Source organism: Rhizobium sullae (assembly GCF_900169785.1).
GTDB lineage: Bacteria > Pseudomonadota > Alphaproteobacteria > Rhizobiales > Rhizobiaceae > Rhizobium > Rhizobium sullae.
Window position 1 is genome coordinate 234,863 of record NZ_FWER01000001.1, and the last position, 21,826, is coordinate 256,688.

Here is a 21,826-nt window from a genome sequence, read left to right on the forward strand (position 1 = left end):
ATTGCAGAGTTGAAAAAGCCCGACGCTCCAAGAAGGAGGCGCCGGGCCTGATTTCGATCGGCCGTGTTGAGGGGAGACGACCGATCCATCACGGGACTTGAGGGCTGTCCCGCTATGATAAAAACGAGTGGGACAGCTAAAGGTTCCCAATTTACCAAACAGAAGCTTTTCGTTCAGGGCCTGCCGTAAGTTCGTGCATCTCTGCAAACGGGCCGTGCAGCATTTTCAGGCGGCTTTCTTCCATCTTGCCCTGCCGACATTGCCGCGCAAATTCATGGACGCTCCAGATTTCGCGGAGCCTGGTCTCGTCTATTCTCTTAAGATCAATGCTCATAATAATTGCCTATCTATTGCGCTTATTGCTTTTTTCTTCGGCGCAAGGTGGCGCGATATATGTCAGTTCTGTGACAATCGCAACGAATGGCAGCCATGCGCAAGCGGCACGGCTGAAGCCGCTGCCGAGACCGCTCGCCGGCAGTCTTAACCACCCCTTAAATCGCCGTATTTACAGTCCACCCGGATGATTGCGCAAAGAGCGCTTGCGACACATGGGGTGCGGCCGGTCCACGATGGCAGGTAGGGGCAGATCACGTGATAGAATCGAACCGTCCTTCAGCGGCCGTAGCCGCTATGAAGACGACGACGATTTCTCGCTCGATGACGACGACCGTGTCGCGGGCGGACGCGGAACCAGACGTTCTTCCTCGGAACCTACACGAAGCCGCGCACCAGACAGGAAAAAACGCGGCAGACGCGAGCGGCCGGAACGCCAGGATGGCGGTTTCTTCCGTTTTATCCGCCGCGCGGTCTATTGGTGCGTCGTTCTTGGTATCTGGGCCGGCATCGGTGTGGCTGGGCTGGTTTTCTACTACGGCTCGCGCATGCCGAGTGCCAGCACGTGGGCGATCCCTGACCGGCCGCCGAACGTCAAGATCACATCCGTCGATGGCAGCGTTATCGCCAATCGCGGCGCCACGGGCGGCGAGGCACTGTCGCTCGATCAGATGTCGCCTTATATTCCCGAGGCGATCGTTGCCATTGAAGATAAGCGCTTCTATTCGCATTTCGGCGTCGACCCGATGGGGCTTGCCCGCGCCCTCATCAATAATTTGACCGGCCAGCCCATCCAAGGCGGCTCGACGCTGACGCAGCAGCTCGCAAAGAACCTCTTCCTCTCACCGGATCGCACGCTGGAGCGCAAGGTCCAGGAAGTGCTGCTATCCTTCTGGCTCGAGCAGAAATATACCAAGGACCAGATCCTTGCGATGTATCTGAACCGCGTCTTCTACGGCTCGAATGCCTATGGCGTCGAGGCCGCCGCCCGCCGCTATTTCAACAAGTCTGCGCGCGACGTGAATCTCGGCGAAGCGGCTTTGCTCGCCGGTCTCGTCAAGGCGCCGTCACGCCTCTCTCCGGCCCGCGATCCCGAAGCCGCAAACGCCCGTGCCCAGGTCGTGCTGCAGGCCATGCGCGATCAGGGCTATATCACCGACAACGAGGTGAAGACGGCGATGACGCAGACGCCGTCTAAGGCGAAGAGCTACTGGTCGGGTGCCGGTCAATATGTGGCCGACATGGTAATGGACGAGCTTGCCGGACTGGTCGGCGAGGTGAAAGAAGACCTCATCGTCGACACGACAATCGACAAGGGGCTGGAAAAGAGGGCCGAGCAGTCGCTGAACGACATTCTCGCAAAGGACGGCGCAAAACTCGACGCGTCTCAGGCCGCTCTCGTCTCGATCGACGGGACCGGGGCGATCCGGGCACTTGTCGGCGGCAGGGACTATGCCGAAAGCCAGTTCAATCGGGCCGTCAAGGCGAAACGCCAGCCTGGTTCCTCGTTCAAGCCTTTTGTCTATGCAGCCGCGCTCGAAAAGGGGCTGACGCCTTATTCCGTCTTCAACGACGCGCCGATCCGCATCGGCAACTGGACGCCTGAAAACTACGAAAAGAAATACAACGGCGAAGTGACGCTCGCGACCGCTCTTGCGAAGTCGTTGAATACCGTCGCAGCCCAACTCGTCATGTATGACGGACCGGAGCAGGTGATCAAACTCGCCCACCGTCTCGGCATAGAGACCGAGCTGCAACCGAATGCCTCGATCGCGCTCGGCACGTCGGAAGTATCGCTGATGGAACTCACTGCGTCCTACGCCTCCTTCATGAACGGCGGCTTTAAGGCAACCCCGCATGTGATCCGCCGGGTGACGACCGCCGAAGGCAAGGTTCTTTATGAGAACACCTACGACAACCCGCCTCGCGTTCTTTCCGAAACGGTCGCCGCCAACATGAATGCCATGATGATGGGCACGATCGAGACCGGCACGGGCAAAAGCGCCAAGATTCCTGGCTGGCAGGCCGCCGGCAAAACCGGCACAACGCAGAATTCCCGCGATGCGCTCTTCGTCGGGTTCACCAGCAATCTGACAACCGGCGTCTGGTTCGGCAATGACGACGGCACGCCGATGAAGAAGGTCACCGGCGGCGGCCTGCCGGCAAAGGCGTGGCAGGAATTCATGATTGCTGCGCATAAGGGCCTTTCTCCTGCTCCGCTATTCGGCAATGGTCAATTCATCTCGGACCCGAATGGATTCGGCAACCAGCCGATGGCGCAGGGTGAACCGCAGCCGATGCAGGAGCAGCCGACAACGATTAGCGGCATCATTTCCGGCGTTTTCGGAGGTCGGACCAGCACGGAAGCGCAAGCATCGTTTCCTCCGGCACCCGGTCGGCAGCAACAGGCCGTAGCCGCCCCGGAAGGACCGATTCCGCCGGGAGACGTCGGCGGCCCGGCAGCAACGTCTTCCCTCCAACCGCGCCGGACCACGTTGCTTGATCTGATCATGGGACAATAGCGAAAGCGCCTCATGCCAAGCGCAAGCCGGCTTTGTTAAGTCCGCGGAGGCGCGAAGGGTAGCGGACTTCTTTCACGCGCTGTAGAAAGTGAATGCAACACGTTCGTTTTGCTGGATCTCGGGTTCATTCTCGCCTTGCAGTCAAGAAAACCGCTCCTTATATACGCCGCATCACCGCAATCACGATTGCGTTAATTAAGAAGACCCACATCCCGTAAGGGGCTGTCAGGAAATGCCTTCGCGGGGTTCCGACAGCTTGCTTCAAGGAGTAAATGACATGGCAAAAGTAATTGGTATCGACCTCGGAACGACAAATTCCTGCGTCGCTGTCATGGACGGCAAAGACGCGAAGGTCATCGAGAACGCGGAAGGCGCGCGTACGACCCCTTCCATGGTGGCATTTACCGACGATGGCGAACGCCTTGTCGGCCAGCCGGCGAAACGCCAGGCCGTCACCAATCCAACGAACACGCTCTTCGCCGTCAAGCGCCTGATCGGCCGCCGCTACGAAGATCCGACCGTTGAGAAGGATAAGGGTCTTGTCCCCTTCAAGATCTCGAAAGGCGATAATGGCGACGCCTGGGTCGAAGCCAATGGCAAGGGCTATTCGCCCGCGCAGGTCTCCGCAATGATCCTTCAGAAGATGAAGGAAACGGCTGAATCCTACCTCGGTGAAAAAGTCGAGAAGGCCGTCATCACGGTTCCGGCATACTTCAACGACGCACAGCGTCAGGCAACCAAGGACGCCGGCAGGATCGCGGGTCTTGAGGTTCTGCGCATCATCAACGAGCCGACCGCAGCGGCGCTGGCTTACGGCCTCGACAAGAAGGAAGGCAAGACGATTGCCGTCTATGACCTTGGCGGCGGTACTTTCGATATTTCGATCCTCGAAATCGGCGACGGCGTCTTCGAGGTGAAGTCGACCAACGGCGACACCTTCCTCGGCGGTGAAGACTTCGACATGCGTCTCGTCGAATACCTCGCTGCCGAGTTCAAGAAGGACAATGGCATCGATCTCAAGAACGACAAGCTCGCTCTTCAGCGCCTGAAGGAAGCTGCCGAAAAGGCCAAGATCGAGCTCTCGTCCTCGCAGCAGACCGAAATCAACCTGCCGTTCATCACGGCTGATGCTTCCGGTCCGAAGCACCTGACGCTGAAGCTGACACGCGCCAAGCTCGAGAGTCTGGTCGACGACCTCGTTCAGCGCACGATCGCGCCGTGCAAGGCAGCCCTCAAGGACGCCGGCGTCACGCCCGCCGAGATTGATGAAGTCGTTCTCGTCGGTGGTATGAGCCGCATGCCGAAGGTTCAGGAAGTCGTCAAGCAGCTGTTCGGCAAGGAGCCGCACAAGGGCGTCAACCCGGACGAAGTCGTTGCTCTCGGCGCTGCCATCCAGGCCGGCGTTCTGCAGGGCGATGTCAAGGATGTTCTGCTCCTCGACGTAACTCCGTTGTCTCTGGGCATCGAAACCCTCGGTGGCGTCTTCACCCGTCTGATCGAGCGCAACACGACGATCCCGACCAAGAAGTCGCAGACCTTCTCGACTGCCGATGACAATCAGCAGGCTGTCACCATCCGCGTTTCGCAGGGCGAACGCGAAATGGCTGCCGACAACAAGCTGCTCGGCCAGTTCGACCTCGTCGGCTTGCCGCCGGCACCGCGTGGAATGCCGCAGATCGAAGTCACCTTCGATATCGACGCCAACGGCATCGTCAACGTTTCGGCCAAGGACAAGGGAACCGGCAAGGAACAGCAGATCCGCATCCAAGCCTCCGGCGGCCTTTCGGACGCCGACATCGAGAAGATGGTCAAGGATGCAGAATCGCATGCCGCAGAAGACAAGAAGCGCCGCGAGACCGTAGAAGCCAAGAACCAGGCCGAGAGCCTGGTCCACTCGACGGAAAAATCGCTGAAGGATTACGGTGACAAGGTCTCCGAGGCCGACCGCACCGCGATCTCCGATGCTATTGCGGCTCTGAAGTCTGCAGCCGAGGCGACCGATCCGGATGCAGAGGACATCAAGGCCAAGACGCAGACTCTCATGGAGGTATCCATGAAGCTCGGCCAGGCGATCTACGAGGCCCAGCAGTCGGAAGCCGGTGCGGCAGATGCTTCGGCAGGTGATGACAATGTCGTCGATGCCGACTACGAAGAAGTCAAGGACGACGACCGCAAGAAGTCCGCATAATCCGCAACGAGGCGGTTATGCTAAACACTGCAATCCGGCTGCCGAAGGGCAGCCGGAAATCCATTTCCGGGGTTTAAATTGGCAAAAGCGGACTTTTACGAAACTTTGGGCGTCGCCAAAACGGCGGATGAAAAAGAGCTGAAAAGCGCCTTCCGCAAACTGGCAATGAAATATCATCCGGACAAGAACCCGGACGATAAGAACGCCGAAATCAAATTCAAGGAAATCAACGAAGCCTATGAGACGCTGAAGGACCCGCAGAAGCGGGCTGCCTACGACCGTTACGGTCACGCAGCCTTCGAGCATGGCGGCATGGGTTCCGGCGGCTTCGGTGGCGGTGGTTTTGCCGGCGGCGGCGGTTTCTCGGATATCTTCGAAGATATCTTCGGCGAAATGATGGGCGGCGGGCGCCAGCGCCAACGCTCTGCCGGTGGCCGGGAACGCGGTGCCGATCTTCGCTACAATATGGAAATTTCGCTGGAAGAAGCCTTTTCCGGCAAGACGGCGCAGATTCGTGTTCCAACCTCGATCACCTGCGATATGTGCTCAGGTTCCGGCGCCAAGCCCGGCACACAGCCGAAAATCTGCGGCACCTGTCAGGGATCCGGCCGCGTTCGCGCGGCGCAGGGTTTTTTCTCGATCGAACGAACCTGCCCGACCTGCCACGGTCGCGGCCAGATCATTCCCGATCCATGCCCGAAGTGCCATGGACAGGGCCGCGTGACGGAAGAGCGTTCGCTCTCGGTCAATATACCGGCCGGCATCGAAGATGGCACGCGCATCCGCCTGCAGGGCGAAGGCGAGGCCGGCATGCGCGGCGGACCGGCGGGCGACCTCTACATCTTCCTGTCGGTGAAGCCGCATGAATTCTATCAGCGCGATGGAGCGGACCTTTATTGCGCCGTTCCGATCTCGATGACAACGGCAGCACTCGGCGGCACTTTCGACGTGGCGACGCTCGATGGCACGAAATCGCGCGTGACCGTTCCGGAAGGGACACAGGCCGGTAAGCAGTTCCGCCTCAAGGGCAAGGGCATGCCGGTGCTGCGCTCCAGCCAGACGGGCGACCTCTACATCCAGATCCAGATCGAGACGCCACAAAAGCTCTCAAAGCGCCAGCGCGAGCTGCTGCAGGAATTCGAACAGCTTTCGTCCAAGGAGAACAACCCGGAATCAACGGGCTTCTTTGCCCGCATGAAGGAATTCTTCGAAGGATAAGGGCCGACGCGCAAACATAATTCAGATTGAAGCCGGGCTTTCCTTCCCGGCTTTTTTCATGTCGTAGAGATCTACAGGCACGACCCCGGCGGGCCATCTTGAAGGCCACTCTTCGATCGTGCGATGGGCGGTAAGCCACCACTGGCACATGGCGGGTATGTTTCAAAACCGCACGAATTCGGAATCGCTCGCGGACCTGACCATTTCTGTTTCAATTTGAAACACAGCAAGCCGGCAATATGTCCTGCGTTAACGCAGGCTGCGGATGCCGCTTGCAACCTGCTGAAATGGCATCACTATTACCCTTGGAATTCTGGGGAACAAACCAAACTGAGGGTCACTTCCATGACGGCAGCAGCCTCCTTGCCCTTCCAGCCGGATGACGTCGACGTCCTTGCCGGCGCACTTTATACCTGGTGTGCCGAGCACAACATCAAGCTTCGCAGCCAGCAAGGACTGTCGATCGCCAGCATCGCGATCGACCTTTATCACGCCGGACATCATACGCAGGACGAATTGCTCGTCGCGCTGCACGAACGAGAACTTCACTAGAAAATCCGGACCAAAAGAAACTCGCCTTGCGGCGGACATGAGGTACCGGGATTGTCTTTTGTTATGGCGCCGCGATGGGAGCGTCAGGCGGCCTTTTCCGTGCTCATCAGCGTCAAAATCGTCTTGACCGCCTCCTTGCCCGCTGGCGAGCGAAGCCTGTCGTAATTGATGGCCAGTTCATAAGCCTCAGGGCTCAGTTCAACCTTTGACGGGAACTGCGCCATTTCGGTGCCCTCAAAGAGCGCTGAGATTTCAACGCCAAGAAAGACCGCGATCTGATGCAACTTGCTGGCGGAGACGCGGTTGGTGCCTTTTTCGTATTTCTGGATTTGCTGAAACGTTAGGCCGAGAGCTTCCCCCAGCTCCAGTTGCGAGACACGGCGGCGGGCACGAAGCTGTCTGACATTGCGACCGACGAGAATATCTACCGGATCTGGCACCTAAGCATTCCCTCACATATTAACAAATTGCTTATAGCAATATGCCGGTTATTGAAAATAACTCAACCCATCAGTTGCAAAATTCAACCGACTTTTTTTGGGGCTTACGTAGCGTCAGGGAAGCCGAGCGTCAGTGCGTAGATCGGCGCATGGGCGGGGTTGCGGAGGCCTATTAGTTCACCAATCATCGTATGGCTGAGCGCCGCCGTCGGGCAGGCTGTCATGCCGCGGGCGGTGGCCGAAAGCATGATGTTCTGGCCGATGTGCCCCGCCTCGATCATGACCACACGATAGGCATTGGCATCGCTGTATTTCCACATGGTGCGGTCCATGTGGGCGACGAGAACGATCATACAGGGCATGGTATCGGCCCATTCCTGTCCGCCCACGAGATCGGCAAGCAAAGGCGAAGCATCCGATATCTTCGCCAATGAATGCTCAAAGGCCGAATAGTGGTAGATGCCCGGCGCCAGCCCGTCGACTGCCTTGACGAAGACATAGGCCTCGTAGGGGTTGCGTGCGCCGCCGGAGGGCGTCATCGACAACGGCAGCGTCACCACGGCATTTCGCGCAGTGCCGGTAATTCCAAGGCCTGCGAAAAGCGCTTCGGAAAGTGCTGGCACTGACACGGCTTTCGCGAGACCTTTGCGTTGAGTGCGCCGCTTGGCCATCAGTTGCAGTAACGAATTGCCGGAAAGCACCTCTGGGAGCGCAGTGACGTCCACTCGCCCCGAATTGAGGCTGTAGAGCTCGATCTCACCGTCGCTGGCGAATGCGGCGCGCTGTAGATCCTCGGCCTCATTAAGCGACATGTATTCAGGATCCTGAACACAGAAATGCATCAGTGCTGCGGGCACGCCCCATTTCCAATGCCGGCGGAAGGCGTCCTCGCGCATTTCAAGGTTAGACCCTTCAACGACCAGTGCGGACATCTCGACAAGCGCCGCAAGCGTTTCATCGAGTTCGTCCTCGCTATAGCCCGGCGCTTGCTCGCCGATCGCTGCGCGGTCACTCCAGTCGGCAACAGCGCCCAAAAAATCCAAGAGATCCGGGCTGCACTCGAAGACAGCCTTGGTAAGGAAATTACAGGCTACGAACTCGTCACCGTCATTGTGAAAGACGAGCGTGCGGGAGGAGCGATATCGCATGGCAGGAAAATGCCCGCCGTGGCTTATTCGCACGGCAGGCACCTCATCATTTAGTCGATGCGGAACATCATGCCGCGGCTCACAAAAGTCGGCTTGGCCTTGATTGCAGTAACCTTAAGGTTCGGCTTGCTCTTCTTCTGCATGTCCGTTCTCCTCGGTTCGACGACGATCGATCCTGATCGCAGGCCGAACAATGAGGTGCCACCCGCAAACATTCAATTAATGCGCAAATATTAGTTTGATACATCCGAGTGATACATTGCTTCAGTTTAAGTCAAAAATCGACTTTTTCTGAATTAAAATCGTTATCATTGGGTTTATGCAGAAATATCTAGCTCAAAAATGCGAACTATGCCAATCATAATGCGCAATTGAACTCTACGTGACCGACGGAGAAGCACGATGGACCAGAAAAAGACTGTGCAAGCCAAACAAGCGCTGAATTTTGATGATGGCGTCGGTGACTACGCGATCGATATGCTGAACACGCTGATCGCGCAGAGTCGGAGCGCCCGGCAGCCCATGCTGACTTATCTTTTGTCGATGGCGCTGATTGAGGCGCACCGCGTCAATGTGGATCACGCTCCCGTAACCCATGAAGCCGGGCTTTCACTGAACTAGCCGAGGTCGCGTGTAACCGCGGAGATAAAATCGGCGCGTTGCTGCACAATCATATCCCGCACGATCCGCGGAACGGCCTCATCGGTCGTTCGATAGACCTTCGCGAGGCGCAGCGCCGTTCTGAGGTTGATCTTCGCGCTCAGCGGCACCATCACAACCGCACTGAAGGATGGTCCAGCCGGAGTAAAGATCATGGCATGACCACCAAGCAACTTCTCCGAGAAGGGCAACCACCATAGACGCATCAGCGTCGGCTCCTGTGTGCCGATCTGATTGGCGGCCACAAAGGAAAGACAATTTAGACGCTCGACGACGATGCCCTTGTGATCACCGGTGAAGCGCGACCAGTACTCGCCCCTCTTTACCGCGCGATTGGTGAGGCGCCGGAAAGTCGTGGCACTTCCCTGCTTGGCAATAACGATAACAGCGCAGAGCAGACTCCCCGGCGTACTCGGAATCGTCATGTAGGCATGATAAATGCCAGGCGCGATACCGGCGGACGGATCGGCAAAAAGGAGCGGCTCCAGCGCATCCCGCGCCGCAGATAGGATGCGCTGCGCTGACGGGCGGCCGTGGTCCAAATCGACCGAAACCGGCCGCTGGTACATCTCCTCCTCGGTGACGCCGAGATATTCGCAGATTTTTTTGACAGAGGCGCGGCCCGGCGCGCGCCGTGCCTGAAGATAGGATTCAATCTGCGAGCGGCCGATTTGCATGCCGCGCGCGGCAGCGCTGATGCTGCCCGCCTTGGCAAGACAGAGGCGCCGTAGATTTTCGGCGAAGTTCTCGAGTGCAGACATGTCCGCGATGGCTTCCAGGAGATGAGTCGGCCTCAAACTAGCGGCTCGAAAGACGGAACACAAACGGGCGGTGAGACAAATCCGGGGATGATCCCATTGAGGCATGAACCGCACAGCGATAGGCAGTATCGGCAGGCCGTGATGATCTGCCGGTATATTTTTTTCGTTATGATTCAACGATGAATGATGCGATGCACCGGAAAAGCGATAATCCAGGACAGTGCCCATGTGGATGGAGACATGGCAAGCGTAAGCGGGCCAATACCTTGCGTGCGGACAATACTGATGGCGGAGACGACGCCTCTCATCAGCATCGACAGGATAAATGGCACGACAATCGCGTTATAGCGTTTGGGGAGTTTTGCTATAGGGCATTGAATTTCTCCGAAAGATGCGGCCGAACCAATTGCGCAATGCCCGGGCGGCGGATTGCCCGTTGATTGACCTAAACGCTTACGGAGCTTCGCTTGAAACAACGGTGTTCCTATGCCCGAAAGCCCAGCCGTGCTGTGCGTCTGTCATTCCCGTCATGACCGAATCGGATAGGATGCCACTGAACCTAGCACAGGGGGCCATCGTTGTTTCTGTTTTCAAAGTTAGTCTGGGTCTTCGGCCAGCCGCTTTCGCTGGTGTTCTTCCTCATTCTCTTCGCATTCCTTGCTCTGGTTCTCCGCTTCAGGCGCCTTGGCGTGTTTTTCTCGGCATTCGCCACGCTGTTGCTCTTCGTCCTCCTCTTCACCACGACAGGCAATTACCTCCTCCAGGGCCTGGAGTTGCGTTTTCCAAAGCCGGACCGTGATCCAGATAACTTGCAATGCATGATCGTTCTCGGCGGCGCATTTGAAAATGAAGTGAACACGACCGGCCACGGAATCGAGTTCAATGCGGGCGCAGACCGTTTTATCGAAGCGCTGCGGCTGGCGCAGAAATACCCGCAATCGCGCATTCTGGTCTCCGGCGGAGATGGCTCGATTTCCGGAAAATATGAAGGCGACGCGGCCGCCTCGGCGCGCTTCTTTCCGCTCTTTGGGGTTCCGCATGAACAGCTCATCGAAGAGAGGACATCCCGCACGACCTTTGAAAACGCGATCAATACAAAGGAACTGCTTGCAAGCCAAGGACTGGCGAACTGCCTGATGATCACATCCGGCTATCACATGCCGCGTTCGGTCGGCATTTTCCGCAAGCAGGGCATCGATGTCGTGCCGTGGCCAACGGATTACAGGACGGACGGCCATGTAACGCTCGGCCTCGACTTCACGCAACCGAGCCAGAACGCCCAGAACATGGCGACTGCCGTGCGCGAATGGTTCGGCCTTATCGGCTATTACTTTGCGGGCCGAACGTCGGCGCTTTATCCCCGCTGAGCCGCTATTTCTTCGAAATTGTGACGAATTTCGTGCCACGCACGCGAGCCGTGACGACGCATGGGCCGCTATCGGTGCGATCGCAGAAGCGCGGATGCATCTTCATGGCCAGCACCATATTGCCGAAGCGCTTGATGAAGTCGTAGCCATAGATCTGCGCTGTCGCAATCATGAAATAGCCGCCCTCGGCCACCTGCAGATAGAAGTTATAGGTGCAGCCATCATCATTGCACTGCGGCCCCTTCTTTCCGTCGCAGGTCAATTCGCCCTCGTTGACCACAACATCGATAAGGCCGTCATTGTTGATGTCCTGACGTGTGATGTAAGCGTCCGAAAACTCGGCCTTCGTACATTGCTCAGTGAAATGCTTCTTCTCGTAGATTTCCGGATCCGAGACCAGCGATTGCTGCGCAGAGGCGGACGGAGCCACAAGGAGGGCTATGACGTTCAGGACGATGAGAAGCGCTTTCACGGCTTTCCTCTTTTGTCGGATAGACACTAACAGCCGCGCATTCTAGACGATCCGCCTTGCGCCGCCCTTGCCACCATGATTCAGTTCAGCATCGTCTGCCGGCTCTGGGGGGCCAATCATGTCTCTGCTCGCTTATCTCGATTATGCCGGCATCGCGCTCTTTGCCGCGACGGGCGCACTCGCCGCCTCGCGCAAACAACTCGATCTCATCGGCTTTCTCTTCTTCGCAATGGTGACGGGCACCGGCGGCGGTACTGTGCGCGACATCGTGCTTGGCCGCGTGCCGGTGTTCTGGGTGCTGAATCCGGCCTACATCGTCATCTGCTGTCTGGTGGGCATCGTGGTTTTCTTCACCGCCCATCTCGTGGAGTCACGTTATCGCCTGCTGATCTGGCTCGATGCGGTAGGGCTTGCCGCCTATTGCGTCATGGGTGCAGCCAAGGGACTTGCTGCGACGGGCTCGCCGACGATCGCGATCGTGACAGGGACACTGACCGCAACCTTCGGAGGCGTGCTGCGCGATCTGATGGCTAACGAGCCTTCCGTACTCCTGAGGCCCGAAATCTACATCACGGCAGCGCTCTTTGGTGCGGGCATCTTTACCGGCGCGACTGAACTCGGCCTGCCGCTCTATATGGCTTCCGCGTTCGGCGTCATCGGCGCCTTCGCCGTACGCGGCGGTGCATTATGGTTCGGATGGACGTTCCCGACCTACATGCACAAACCCGGCCGCCACCCTGACGATGTCATGTGAAAAATCAGCGCTTCGGGCGCAGGCGGATCACCACGTCGACATGAGCAATTTCCATACCCGCCGGCGGCTCCGGCAGATTGCCGATCGTCAGGTTGCTGACCGGAATATCCAGCACCTCGTTATCTCCTTCGACAAAGAAGTGATGGTGATCGGAAACGTTGGTGTCGAAATAGGTCTTAGCGCTCTCGACGGCGAGAACGCGGATCATGCCCGCCTCGGTAAACTGATGCAGCGTATTGTAGACCGTAGCCAGAGAAACCGGCACACCGGCGGTGACCGCTTCTTCGTGCAATTCCTCGACCGTCAGATGCCGGTCGCCCTTGGCGAAAAGCAGATCGCCTAGTGCAACACGCTGACGCGTCGGCCGCAGGCCTGCGCTACGCAGTCTGGCTTCAATTGCGATCGGGGCTGCAGCCGCCATCAGGGAAGAACTCCGGTTATTCTAGCGTCAATCAATCAGGTTTCCTAAGCCATATAACTTTTGCGCGGAAGCCTTTCAATAGTTTCAATGGGGACAATGGACCTCGAAACGCCGGAAAATCGGGCTTTTAACGCAATTGGGTCTGGCCGGGGCCTTGGCCTTCCTGTATGCGACCACCAAATAAGGCGACAAGTCAGTTCAGGACGGCGGGAGAACTAGTCATGCTTATGCTTCATTTTCCTCGGAACTTGGACTAAACACTCACTCCATAGGCACGTGCGGGGGAAACAGAGTTTTGATGACAACGAAACAATCCAGCTTCACTTATGAGGAAATTCTGACCTGCGGCCGCGGCGAAATGTTTGGCCCGGGTAACGCGCAGCTGCCGCTGCCGCCGATGCTGATGTTCAATCGCATTACGCAGATTTCCGAAGACGGTGGACCGCACGGCAAGGGTTTCATTCGCGCTGAATTCGACATCACACCGGACCTCTGGTTCTTCCCGTGTCACTTCATGGGTGATCCCGTGATGCCTGGCTGCCTGGGCCTTGATGCCATGTGGCAGCTGACCGGCTTCTTCCTCGGCTGGCTCGGCGAGCCTGGCAAGGGCCGCGCGATCTCGACCGGCGAAGTCAAGTTCACCGGCATGGTGACGCCGAAGACGAAGCTTGTCGAATATGGCATCGACTTCAAGCGCGTCATGCGCGGCCGCCTCGTGCTCGGCATCGCCGACGGCTGGATGAAGGCCGACGGTGAGGTCATCTACAAGGCTACCGATCTGCGCGTCGGCCTCTTCCAGGAAAAGGCCGCCTGACTGCACCGGGTGAAACGGCCCGGTATTCCAAGATAGAAAAAACGAAAAGGTCGAAACACATGAGACGGGTAGTTGTCACGGGTCTGGGCGTTGTTTCCTCGATCGGCAATGATGCCGCTGAGGTCACGGCCTCGCTGCGCGATGCCAAGTCCGGCATTTCCTTCTCCAACGATTTTGCCGAGCATGGCTTCAAGTGCCAGGTTTGGGGTCGTCCCAGCCTCGATCCGACCGATCTGGTCGATCGCCGCGCCATGCGCTTCCTGTCGCAGGGCGGCGCCTGGAACCATGTCGCGATGAAGCAGGCGATTGCCGATTCCGGTCTCGAAGAGTCCGTGATCAGCGGCAACGAACGCACCGGCATCATCATGGGCTCGGGCGGCCCGTCCACGCGCACGCTGGTCGAAGCCGCCGAGATCACCATCAAGAACAACAGCCCGAAGCGCATCGGCCCGTTCGCCGTGCCGAAGGCTATGTCTTCGACGGCATCGGCAACGCTTGCGACGTGGTTCAAGATCCATGGCGTCAACTACTCGATCTCGTCGGCCTGCTCGACCTCTGCACACTGCATCGGCAATGCCGCGGAAATGATCCAGTGGGGCAAGCAGGACGTGATGTTCGCTGGCGGCCACGAAGACCTCGACTGGACAATGTCCAACCTTTTCGACGCGATGGGCGCGATGTCCTCCAGGTTCAACGACACGCCGGAGAAGGCTTCGCGCGCCTACGACGTCAACCGTGACGGCTTCGTCATCGCCGGTGGTGCAGGCGTTCTCGTACTCGAAGAACTGGAGCATGCCAAGGCGCGCGGCGCGAAGATCTACGCTGAGATCGTCGGCTACGGCGCGACCTCCGACGGTTACGACATGGTCGCTCCCTCTGGCGAGGGCGCTGTGCGCTGCATGCGTCAGGCACTCGCGACGGTGAAGGGTGATATCGACTACATCAACACCCACGGCACCTCTACGCCAGTAGGCGACAGCAAGGAAATCGGCGCGATCCGGGAGGTCTTCGGCGACAAGATGCCTCATATCCAGTCGACCAAATCGCTGACGGGCCATTCTCTCGGTGCTGCCGGTGTCCAGGAGTCGATCTATTCGATCCTAATGATGCAGGAAGGCTTCATCGGCGAAAGCGCCCATATCAAGGAAGTCGATCCTGAATTCGATGGCGTGCCGATCGTCCGCAAGCGCATCGACAATGCCAAGATCGACATCGCCCTGTCCAACTCCTTCGGCTTCGGTGGCACCAACGCGACGCTCGTTTTCCAGCGCTATAACGGATAAGAACATGACGGCAATCATGCAGGGTAAGCGCGGGCTCATCATGGGCGTCGCCAACAACCATTCCATCGCCTGGGGCATATCAAGGGCGCTTGCAGCCCAAGGCGCCGAGCTTGCCTTCACTTATCAGGGAGAGGCGCTTGGTAAGCGCGTGAAACCGCTCGCTGCTGAAGCCGGCTCGGATTTCGTCGTACCCTGCGACGTCGAAGACATCGCCTCGGTCGACGGCGTTGTCGACGCACTCAAGGAGCGTTGGGGCAAACTGGATTTCATCGTTCATGCCATCGGTTTTTCCGACAAGAACGAGCTGAAGGGCCTTTACGCGGACACCACGCGCGAAAACTTCAGCCGCACGATGGTGATCTCCTGCTTCTCCTTCACGGAAATCGCCAGACGCTGCGCACCATTGATGAACGAAGGCGGCTCGATGCTGACGTTGACCTATAACGGTTCCACGCGCGTCATCCCGAACTACAACGTCATGGGGGTCGCAAAGGCGGCTCTGGAGGCCTCCGTGCGCTATCTCGCCGCCGACTACGGTCCGCGCGGCATCCGCGTCAATGCCATCTCCGCAGGCCCGATCCGCACGCTGGCCGGCGCCGGCATTTCGGACGCCCGTGCAATCCTCTCGTGGAACCAGCGGAATGCTCCCCTCCGCAAGACGGTCAGCATTGATCACGTCGGCAATTCCGCCCTCTATCTGCTCTCCGACCTGTCCGCAGGCGTGACCGGCGAAATCCATTTTGTGGACGCTGGCTACAACATAACCTCGATGCCGACGCTGGATACGCTGCGCAAGGCAGATGTAGAGTGAGCAAGGCAGATTAATCGCCAGCGACGCCTGTTGCTCCAAGGCGGCAGGGCCACCGGTTTTCTATCAGCGAAACGGCCACAGCGGGTATCTGCTCAGTTACTGGATAAAATTTGGAAAGCCGTCAATTGCCGCCGCTTGCCCGTTCCAATTCCGAAAGGCGCTCCTTACAAATCGCCGCGACAATCTGGTGCAAGTGCTCCGTCCGCTCAAGCAGCCAGGCTAGCGCCTCTTCGGTGATCTCGAAGTGCTTCGAGTATCGGGCCTTGACATAGGCTTCGTTGAGGATGTTGTACCAGGCAGTATAGCGGTGCTGGTCACGCGGCCAGGCGTCGATGAGCCGGCGGTCCTGATCTTCGGCCAGCCCGCGCAGGAATTTCAGATTGTGCGACGGCGGACTGTAGTTGGTTAACGTGAGGAGCAAGCAGGAATAGGCAGTTTCAACCGCCTGATGGAAATTGAAAGCCGCATGATTGGGCTTGTTATCCGAGATCGCATATCGAGCTAACTGGCAAAAATATTCAGCGCTCGCAAACTGCCTCTCGAAATGCTCCTTGGCCACTCTGTACGCATCGACGGCGGAGAGTTTTCTCGGTTCGGCCAGCGGCCGGTCGTCGAGCTCGTAGAGCACGATGCCCTCGCGCAGGATGTCGACGAAGAAATACTGGCCGTCGGCCAGAAAGTTGTTGACCTCCCGGGCGCCATGGACGATCAGCCCGACCGGCGTCTTCACATCCCTATCCCAAAGCAACCGGTCAGTGGTTTTCTCCCAGTATTGCGGCTCCGCCAGCTGCTTGGAATTGACGATCACCAGGATATCGTAGTCGGAGCGGTAGCCCTTCATCGTGTGTGGCTCGTCGACCCAGGTGCCACGCGCAAAAGAACCAAACAAAATGATCTTTAAGATCCGGCCGCGCTTCTTGAAGGCGGCAGACGTGCCGGCAAGCGCGTCGGCGAATTCCTCATGGATGATCGCAACGACGCGGGCAAGCTCGCGCTGCTTTTCTTCCGGCAGATGTTCCAGGGACGATCGCATGGGTCCATCGATAGGCCAAAGACGATTCGCCGTCTACTACTGGAAACTGTAGGAACCGCCGTAGGAAAATGCAGCGGGTTGATCCGGCTGGGCAACCAAATCGACGATCTGCGGCGTCGCCGAGCGACTACAATCAGATTGACGAAAATGAAAAAGTTACCGCTGGCCGCCTTTCTTATTTCTTCGCCCAGAGCACCTTGAAGCGCGCGTTGCGGCAGGTTTCGCCGCTTTCCTTGAAGTTTGCAGCGAGTACCGGCTCGTAAGGCAGGCCGCGATTGGCGACGAGCATCAGGCGGCCGCCACCGCGTAGCGCCGATGCCGCCGTCTTGATCATCGCCTGGCCGAGCGAAGGCTCCGCCGCGTGTCCTTCATGGAAGGGTGGGTTCATGATGATCAAATCGTACTTGTCCTTGACCGGTTCAGCCGCCAGATCGTGCCAGAAGAAGCGCGCTGGCGCGTTCGGGCAGTTCTCCGCCAGATTGGCCTTAGCCGCTTCGAGAGCGGCGTGGTTGGCTTCATATAGATCAAGTCGGCTGACGCCTGGCGAACGTTCGGCCTGTTCCACGGCGAGATAGCCCCAGCCGGCGCCGAAATCGGCCACGTCGCCGGTGAAGTCTGTCGGCAAGCGCGAGGCGAGCAGTTCGGATCCGTCGTCGATGCGGTCATGCGAGAACATGCCGGCGCGGGCCTGGAAGCGGCCGTCGACGCGTACGGGCGCCTTGGCGAATTTCGAAACAATTTCACTGACGTCCGTCGGGCATGCGAACCAGAAGGCAACGCCATGATATTTGGGCATATGCTCGATCTCGAGGCCGAAACCTTCCATACGCTTGCGCAGCGGCTGGATGCCGTCTTCCTTGCCGCCGGCGACGACGATCAGGCCGCCCGCCTTCACGCGGGAAAGTGCGGCTGCGATATTCGCTTCGTTCTCGCCTTTGTGCTTCGTGCAGAGCACGAGCGCCGCATCATAATCCTCGCCTTCGATCTCCGGCGACGCTTCGACGCGCTGCGACAGAAGCTGCCTGTAAAGCGGCCGGAAGCCCTGCACGGCGCTGAGGGATGCTCCAAAGCCCTCCGGCAGCACAAAGCCTGCTTCGGCCCCCAGGAACAACACGCGCTCACCCTCGCGCGGCGCCTCGATGGTACCGCTCACAAAGGGATGGAACAGGGTCTTCAGCGTTTCGCGACTCATAATCTCTTCTCGACTTCGAATACAAAAAGGGCGCGGGAAAACTCCCGCGCCCATGTACGGTTGGAAAGGCGCGGCTTACTCGGCCGCTTCTTCCTTCTTCTTTTCGCCAGCCGGGAGTTCCTGGCCGGTCGTCTGGTCGACGACCTTCATCGACAGGCGGACCTTGCCGCGCTCGTCGAAGCCGAGGAGCTTGACCCAGACCTTCTGGCCTTCCTTGACAACATCCTGCGTCTTCGCGACGCGCTCAGAAGCAAGCTGCGAGATGTGGACGAGTCCGTCACGGGCGCCGAAGAAGTTGACGAAGGCGCCGAAGTCGGCGGTCTTGACGACCGTGCCTTCATAGATCTGACCGATTTCCGGTTCTGCGACGATCGAGTGGATCCACTTGCGGGCCGCTTCGATTTCCTTGCCGGAAGACGATGCGATCTTGACGGTGCCGTCGTCTTCAATGTTGATCTTCGCGCCGGTCTTTTCGACGATCTCGCGAATGATCTTGCCGCCCGAGCCGATGACTTCACGAATCTTGTCGACCGGAATGTTCATGACTTCGATGCGAGGTGCAAATTCGCCGAGCTGGCCGCGGCTTTCGGAGATCGCCTTCGCCATTTCGCCGAGGATGTGCAGTCGGCCACCCTTCGCCTGATCCAAAGCGATCTGCATGATCTCTTCGGTGATGCCGTGGATCTTGATGTCCATCTGCAGCGAGGTGATGCCTGCCTCCGTGCCAGCAACCTTGAAGTCCATGTCGCCGAGGTGGTCCTCGTCGCCGAGGATGTCGGACAGAACGGCGAAACGCGCTTCTTCCTTGATCAGGCCCATGGCGATACCGGCGACCGGCTTTGCCAGCGGGACGCCTGCATCCATCAACGCCAACGACGTGCCGCAGACGGTTGCCATCGAGGAGGAGCCGTTGGACTCGGTGATTTCCGAGACAACGCGGAGCGTATAGGGGAACTGCTCAGCCGACGGCAGCATCGGGTGGATGGCGCGCCATGCGAGCTTGCCGTGACCGATTTCGCGGCGGCCCGGAGAACCCATGCGACCCGTTTCACCGACCGAGTAGGGCGGGAAGTTGTAGTGCAGCATGAAATTTTCCTTGTACATTCCCGTCAAGGAATCGACATACTGCTCGTCTTCGCCGGTGCCGAGCGTGGCAACGACGATCGCCTGCGTTTCACCGCGGGTGAAGAGGGCCGAACCGTGCGTGCGCGGCAGGAGACCGACTTCAGCGACGATCGGGCGAACGGTCTCGAGATCACGGCCGTCGATACGGCTCTTGGTGTCAAGAATGTTCCAGCGAACGATCTTTGCCTGCAGGTGCTTGAAGATCGCACCGACTTCTTCAGCTGTATATTTGGCTTCGCCTTCCTCAGGAAGGAAGCGTTCCTTCACCTTTGCCTTGACGGCATCAACGGCAGCGTAGCGGTCGGCCTTCTGAGTGATCTTGTAGGCTTCGCGAAGCTCCGCTTCGAAATGCTGAAGCATTTCGGCTTCGAGTTCGGAGTAGTCTTCCGGCTGGAAGTCGCGCGGTTCCTTGGCTGCCACTTCCGCGAGCTTGATGATCGCTTCGAGAACCGGCTGGAAGCCCTTGTGGCCGAACATGACGGCGCCAAGCATGACGTCTTCGGGAAGTTCCTTGGCTTCAGATTCCACCATCAGAACCGCGTCATGCGTACCGGCGACAATGAGATCGAGGCTCGATTCGTCCATCTCGTCGAGATGCGGGTTGAGGACGTATTCGCCGTTGATATAGCCGACGCGCGCGCCGCCGACCGGACCCATAAAGGGAACGCCGGAGAGCGTCAGGGCAGCCGAGGTCGCGATCATCGACAGGACGTCCGGATTGTTCTCCAGGTCATGCTGGACGACGGTGACGACGACCTGCGTGTCGTTCTTGTAGCCCTCTGGGAAGAGCGGGCGAATCGGGCGGTCAATCAGGCGGGAAACGAGGGTTTCGTTTTCGCTCGGGCGGCCTTCGCGCTTGAAATAGCCGCCAGGGATCTTGCCGGCTGCGTAGGTTTTTTCCTGGTAGTTGACGGTCAGCGGAAAGAAGTCCTGGCCCGGCTTCGGCGCCTTGGCGGAAACGACGGTGGCGAGAACTACGGTTTCGCCGTAGGTCGCGAGAACGGCGCCATCGGCCTGACGGGCGATCTTGCCGGTTTCGAGCTTCAGCGGGCGGCCTGCCCACTCGATTTCCACGGTGTGAGTGTCAAACATGTGTCTTGTCCTTCAATGCGGGATTACGCGCCTTCGCCAATGAGGCTCGGCGCGCGTCAACCGCAATCAGTGTGACGCATCATGGGCAAGACAACGGGAGGCTTTGCATCTCAGCTTCCGAGGAAGCTAGGCCAAAGTGTCTGAAACTTTGGCCGAAAGCGTCCGGCAATCCTGCCCCATGACAGGTCAACGGTTGGTTTGGCAGATCCGGCCCATCCGGGTCTGCCGGGCAATTCCGCCGCGCTTCAAAATGCACAGCGGGATCGGGAGAATATTTCCCGAAAGAATCCGGCGGACGTCCAAGAGGAGCGTCCGCCGGAAAGCCTTAGCGGCGGATACCCAGGCTGCCGATCAGCTTGGTGTAACGGCCTTCGTTCTTCTTCTTGAGATAGTCAAGAAGCGAGCGGCGGCTCGAAACCATCGTCAGGAGGCCACGGCGGGAATGGTTATCCTTCTTGTGACCCTTGAAGTGTTCCGTCAGGTTGTTGATACGTTCGGTCAGGATCGCAACCTGAACTTCCGGAGAACCGGTGTCGCCTTCGAACGTTGCGTATTCCTTGATGAGAGCCGTCTTGCGCTCAGCTGTAATCGACATCGGATGTTCCTTTCTATGAGAGGAGATTAGGTCGCCAAAAGCCGGGATGCCGTCCAGCTTCGGCCGCGAATGCACTCAGGTCCTGCCCGATGCTGGCGCTGCCTATAAACCAAATGAGCCGCGATGGAAAGGGCCCCGCGCCAGATGGCGGATTTATCACTTACCCGCCATCGCGTCACGTATCATCGCATTGTACCCTTCGGGGTCCTGCAGCATCGCAAAATGGCTGGCATCCTTCAGAATGACGAGCTTGGCGCCGGGAATCTGCTTCGCCATCCTCTCGGTGTGATCGAACTTGATCGCTTCGTCGTGATCGCCGATTGCCAGAGTGACGGGCACGGCGATCTTGCCGAGGTCGGCAGCAGTCCAGGCGGGCTCGCTCATCCACATCGCCGAAATTTGGTTGACGAACGCGTCATATTCGTTCGGCGTCGGCGAGAGCTTCTTGTAGGCCTCGCCCGCGACATTGATGTAGTCGTTGAAGATCCTGTTGGTCATCACGTCCGGCTTCACTCCGTCAGTCGTCACATTGGCTGCCTGCGCAATGACACGCGTCAGCTTCTCGGGGTGCTTCATCGCCATGTCGATGCCGATAATGCCTCCATCCGACCATCCGACAAGCGTGACCTTGTCGAGCTGCAGATAATCGAGGAGCGCAACATAATCGGACGTCATGAGATCGTAACCGAAAGGCTGCCCGCTGCGCGTCGAGCGCCCGTGTCCGCGGCTGTCAGCGACGATCACCCGATGATCTTTGGCAAAATCCTCGACCTGATGACCCCAGACATCCGCACTGCCGAGGCCGCCGTGGATAAAGAGGATCGGATCGCCTGCACCGTACTCGGCATAGTACATCTTGATGTCGTTCACTTGCGCCATGCCGCTTGTCTTTGCTGGCGGCATGGGAAGAAAGGCGGGCAGTTCCGCCCAGCGTTCGGCAGGCTCGGCATTTGCGGCCATGAGAACGGCCGAAACGAACATCGCGATTCCGATTACAACTGCGCGCATGAGCCGCTCCTCAACCTAGGCGGCCTCTATAGCCGCA

Annotated in this window: 22 protein-coding genes; 11 read left to right on the forward strand and 11 right to left on the reverse strand. The window is 58.5% G+C overall.

Annotated features, from left to right (window positions below):
- The first annotated feature begins 127 nt into the window (after positions 1-127).
- The 5 genes from BN1800_RS43805 to BN1800_RS01260 all read left to right on the forward strand — a co-directional run bounded on the left by BN1800_RS43805 (position 128) and on the right by BN1800_RS01260 (position 6,813).
- Positions 128-484, forward strand: coding sequence for a hypothetical protein (locus tag BN1800_RS43805; RefSeq protein ID WP_156915283.1), 357 nt, complete (start codon positions 128-130; stop codon positions 482-484).
- A gap of 85 nt (positions 485-569) precedes the next feature.
- The gene (locus BN1800_RS01245; RefSeq protein ID WP_086993896.1) at positions 570-2,855 is read left to right on the forward strand and encodes a transglycosylase domain-containing protein; all 2,286 of its coding nucleotides are present in this window, start codon (positions 570-572) and stop codon (positions 2,853-2,855) included.
- Between the two features lie 277 nt (positions 2,856-3,132).
- Positions 3,133-5,043, forward strand: coding sequence for a molecular chaperone DnaK (dnaK, locus tag BN1800_RS01250; protein ID WP_027510474.1), 1,911 nt, complete (start codon positions 3,133-3,135; stop codon positions 5,041-5,043).
- 78 nt (positions 5,044-5,121) lie between these two features.
- Positions 5,122-6,261: a molecular chaperone DnaJ gene (dnaJ, locus tag BN1800_RS01255; protein WP_086993679.1), complete on the forward strand. Its 1,140-nt coding sequence runs from the start codon at positions 5,122-5,124 to the stop codon at positions 6,259-6,261.
- A gap of 345 nt (positions 6,262-6,606) precedes the next feature.
- Complete coding sequence (locus BN1800_RS01260) at positions 6,607-6,813, forward strand: hypothetical protein (RefSeq protein ID WP_027510472.1); 207 nt, start codon at positions 6,607-6,609, stop codon at positions 6,811-6,813.
- Positions 6,814-6,896: 83 nt separating this feature from the next.
- Here the strand turns inward: BN1800_RS01260 and BN1800_RS01265 are convergent, their stop codons facing one another.
- Positions 6,897-7,253 carry a helix-turn-helix domain-containing protein gene (locus BN1800_RS01265; protein ID WP_027510471.1) on the reverse strand — a complete coding sequence of 119 codons (357 nt, stop codon included), beginning with the start codon at positions 7,251-7,253 and terminating at the stop codon, positions 6,897-6,899.
- 104 nt (positions 7,254-7,357) lie between these two features.
- Positions 7,358-8,401 carry a SagB/ThcOx family dehydrogenase gene (locus tag BN1800_RS01270; protein WP_086993682.1) on the reverse strand — a complete coding sequence of 348 codons (1,044 nt, stop codon included), beginning with the start codon at positions 8,399-8,401 and terminating at the stop codon, positions 7,358-7,360.
- A 402-nt stretch (positions 8,402-8,803) separates the two neighbouring features.
- Between BN1800_RS01270 and BN1800_RS01275 the strand changes: the two genes are divergently transcribed.
- Positions 8,804-9,022: a hypothetical protein gene (locus BN1800_RS01275; RefSeq protein WP_027510469.1), complete on the forward strand. Its 219-nt coding sequence runs from the start codon at positions 8,804-8,806 to the stop codon at positions 9,020-9,022.
- Here BN1800_RS01275 and BN1800_RS01280 read toward each other — a convergent pair.
- Together BN1800_RS01280 and BN1800_RS42165 are read right to left on the reverse strand one after the other, a co-directional pair.
- Entirely contained in the window at positions 9,019-9,822 is an 804-nt protein-coding gene (locus BN1800_RS01280) for a helix-turn-helix domain-containing protein (RefSeq protein ID WP_027510468.1), read from the reverse strand. The two genes, BN1800_RS01275 and BN1800_RS01280, sit on opposite strands and share 4 nt — an antisense overlap.
- Positions 9,823-9,995: 173 nt before the next feature.
- On the reverse strand, positions 9,996-10,298 hold the full coding sequence (locus BN1800_RS42165) for a DUF2798 domain-containing protein (protein ID WP_244564414.1): 303 nt from the start codon (positions 10,296-10,298) through the stop codon (positions 9,996-9,998).
- 102 nt (positions 10,299-10,400) lie between these two features.
- On the opposite strand from BN1800_RS42165, the gene BN1800_RS01290 reads away from it, so the two are divergent.
- Positions 10,401-11,189: a YdcF family protein gene (locus BN1800_RS01290; RefSeq protein ID WP_086993685.1), complete on the forward strand. Its 789-nt coding sequence runs from the start codon at positions 10,401-10,403 to the stop codon at positions 11,187-11,189.
- Between the two features lie 4 nt (positions 11,190-11,193).
- Here BN1800_RS01290 and BN1800_RS01295 read toward each other — a convergent pair whose 3' ends face one another.
- Positions 11,194-11,661 (reverse strand): hypothetical protein, encoded by a 468-nt coding sequence (locus BN1800_RS01295; protein ID WP_086993687.1) that lies wholly within the window; start codon positions 11,659-11,661, stop codon positions 11,194-11,196.
- 118 nt (positions 11,662-11,779) lie between these two features.
- Here BN1800_RS01295 and BN1800_RS01300 point away from each other — a divergent pair, with 118 nt between their 5' ends.
- Positions 11,780-12,415, forward strand: a complete 636-nt coding sequence (locus tag BN1800_RS01300; protein WP_027510465.1) for a trimeric intracellular cation channel family protein — start codon at positions 11,780-11,782, stop codon at positions 12,413-12,415.
- A gap of 4 nt (positions 12,416-12,419) precedes the next feature.
- Here the strand turns inward: BN1800_RS01300 and irrA are convergent, their stop codons facing one another.
- Positions 12,420-12,836, reverse strand: a complete 417-nt coding sequence (gene irrA, locus BN1800_RS01305; protein ID WP_027510464.1) for an iron response transcriptional regulator IrrA — start codon at positions 12,834-12,836, stop codon at positions 12,420-12,422.
- Between the two features lie 298 nt (positions 12,837-13,134).
- On the opposite strand from irrA, the gene fabA reads away from it, so the two are divergent.
- The 3 genes from fabA to fabI are packed head-to-tail and all read left to right on the forward strand — an operon-like array spanning position 13,135 to position 15,744.
- Positions 13,135-13,650, forward strand: a complete 516-nt coding sequence (gene fabA, locus BN1800_RS01310) for a 3-hydroxyacyl-[acyl-carrier-protein] dehydratase FabA (RefSeq protein ID WP_027510463.1) — start codon at positions 13,135-13,137, stop codon at positions 13,648-13,650.
- 59 nt (positions 13,651-13,709) lie between these two features.
- Positions 13,710-14,933: a beta-ketoacyl-ACP synthase I gene (fabB, locus tag BN1800_RS01315; RefSeq protein ID WP_027510462.1), complete on the forward strand. Its 1,224-nt coding sequence runs from the start codon at positions 13,710-13,712 to the stop codon at positions 14,931-14,933.
- Between the two features lie 4 nt (positions 14,934-14,937).
- A complete protein-coding gene (gene fabI / locus BN1800_RS01320; RefSeq protein ID WP_027510461.1) occupies positions 14,938-15,744 on the forward strand; it encodes an enoyl-ACP reductase FabI in 807 nt (268 codons plus the stop codon).
- 121 nt (positions 15,745-15,865) lie between these two features.
- Here fabI and BN1800_RS01325 read toward each other — a convergent pair whose 3' ends face one another.
- The 5 genes from BN1800_RS01325 to BN1800_RS01345 all read right to left on the reverse strand — a co-directional run bounded on the left by BN1800_RS01325 (position 15,866) and on the right by BN1800_RS01345 (position 21,789).
- A complete protein-coding gene (locus BN1800_RS01325; protein WP_086993691.1) occupies positions 15,866-16,777 on the reverse strand; it encodes a nucleotidyltransferase and HEPN domain-containing protein in 912 nt (303 codons plus the stop codon).
- Between the two features lie 175 nt (positions 16,778-16,952).
- On the reverse strand, positions 16,953-17,969 hold the full coding sequence (locus BN1800_RS01330; protein ID WP_086993694.1) for a class I SAM-dependent methyltransferase: 1,017 nt from the start codon (positions 17,967-17,969) through the stop codon (positions 16,953-16,955).
- Positions 17,970-18,044: 75 nt separating this feature from the next.
- Positions 18,045-20,186, reverse strand: a complete 2,142-nt coding sequence (gene pnp / locus BN1800_RS01335) for a polyribonucleotide nucleotidyltransferase (RefSeq protein WP_086993697.1) — start codon at positions 20,184-20,186, stop codon at positions 18,045-18,047.
- Positions 20,187-20,511: 325 nt separating this feature from the next.
- On the reverse strand, positions 20,512-20,781 hold the full coding sequence (gene rpsO, locus BN1800_RS01340; protein ID WP_027513569.1) for a 30S ribosomal protein S15: 270 nt from the start codon (positions 20,779-20,781) through the stop codon (positions 20,512-20,514).
- A 156-nt stretch (positions 20,782-20,937) separates the two neighbouring features.
- The gene (locus tag BN1800_RS01345; protein WP_086993700.1) at positions 20,938-21,789 is read right to left on the reverse strand and encodes an alpha/beta fold hydrolase; all 852 of its coding nucleotides are present in this window, start codon (positions 21,787-21,789) and stop codon (positions 20,938-20,940) included.
- Positions 21,790-21,826: the final 37 nt, after the last annotated feature.

Bases quoted from the DNA above. Each gene is read 5' to 3' on its own strand.
- BN1800_RS01245 (WP_086993896.1), top strand. From the start codon at position 570: ATGGCAGGTAGGGGCAGATCACGTGATAGAATCGAACCGTCCTTCAGC.
- dnaK (WP_027510474.1), top strand. From the start codon at position 3,133: ATGGCAAAAGTAATTGGTATCGACCTCGGAACGACAAATTCCTGCGTC.
- BN1800_RS01260 (WP_027510472.1), top strand. From the start codon at position 6,607: ATGACGGCAGCAGCCTCCTTGCCCTTCCAGCCGGATGACGTCGACGTC.
- BN1800_RS01270 (WP_086993682.1), bottom strand. From the start codon at position 8,401: ATGCGATATCGCTCCTCCCGCACGCTCGTCTTTCACAATGACGGTGAC.
- BN1800_RS01275 (WP_027510469.1), top strand. From the start codon at position 8,804: ATGGACCAGAAAAAGACTGTGCAAGCCAAACAAGCGCTGAATTTTGAT.
- BN1800_RS01280 (WP_027510468.1), bottom strand. From the start codon at position 9,822: ATGTCTGCACTCGAGAACTTCGCCGAAAATCTACGGCGCCTCTGTCTT.
- BN1800_RS01300 (WP_027510465.1), top strand. From the start codon at position 11,780: ATGTCTCTGCTCGCTTATCTCGATTATGCCGGCATCGCGCTCTTTGCC.
- irrA (WP_027510464.1), bottom strand. From the start codon at position 12,836: ATGGCGGCTGCAGCCCCGATCGCAATTGAAGCCAGACTGCGTAGCGCA.
- fabA (WP_027510463.1), top strand. From the start codon at position 13,135: ATGACAACGAAACAATCCAGCTTCACTTATGAGGAAATTCTGACCTGC.
- fabB (WP_027510462.1), top strand. From the start codon at position 13,710: ATGAGACGGGTAGTTGTCACGGGTCTGGGCGTTGTTTCCTCGATCGGC.
- fabI (WP_027510461.1), top strand. From the start codon at position 14,938: ATGACGGCAATCATGCAGGGTAAGCGCGGGCTCATCATGGGCGTCGCC.
- BN1800_RS01325 (WP_086993691.1), bottom strand. From the start codon at position 16,777: ATGCGATCGTCCCTGGAACATCTGCCGGAAGAAAAGCAGCGCGAGCTT.
- BN1800_RS01330 (WP_086993694.1), bottom strand. From the start codon at position 17,969: ATGAGTCGCGAAACGCTGAAGACCCTGTTCCATCCCTTTGTGAGCGGT.
- pnp (WP_086993697.1), bottom strand. From the start codon at position 20,186: ATGTTTGACACTCACACCGTGGAAATCGAGTGGGCAGGCCGCCCGCTG.
- rpsO (WP_027513569.1), bottom strand. From the start codon at position 20,781: ATGTCGATTACAGCTGAGCGCAAGACGGCTCTCATCAAGGAATACGCA.
- BN1800_RS01345 (WP_086993700.1), bottom strand. From the start codon at position 21,789: ATGCGCGCAGTTGTAATCGGAATCGCGATGTTCGTTTCGGCCGTTCTC.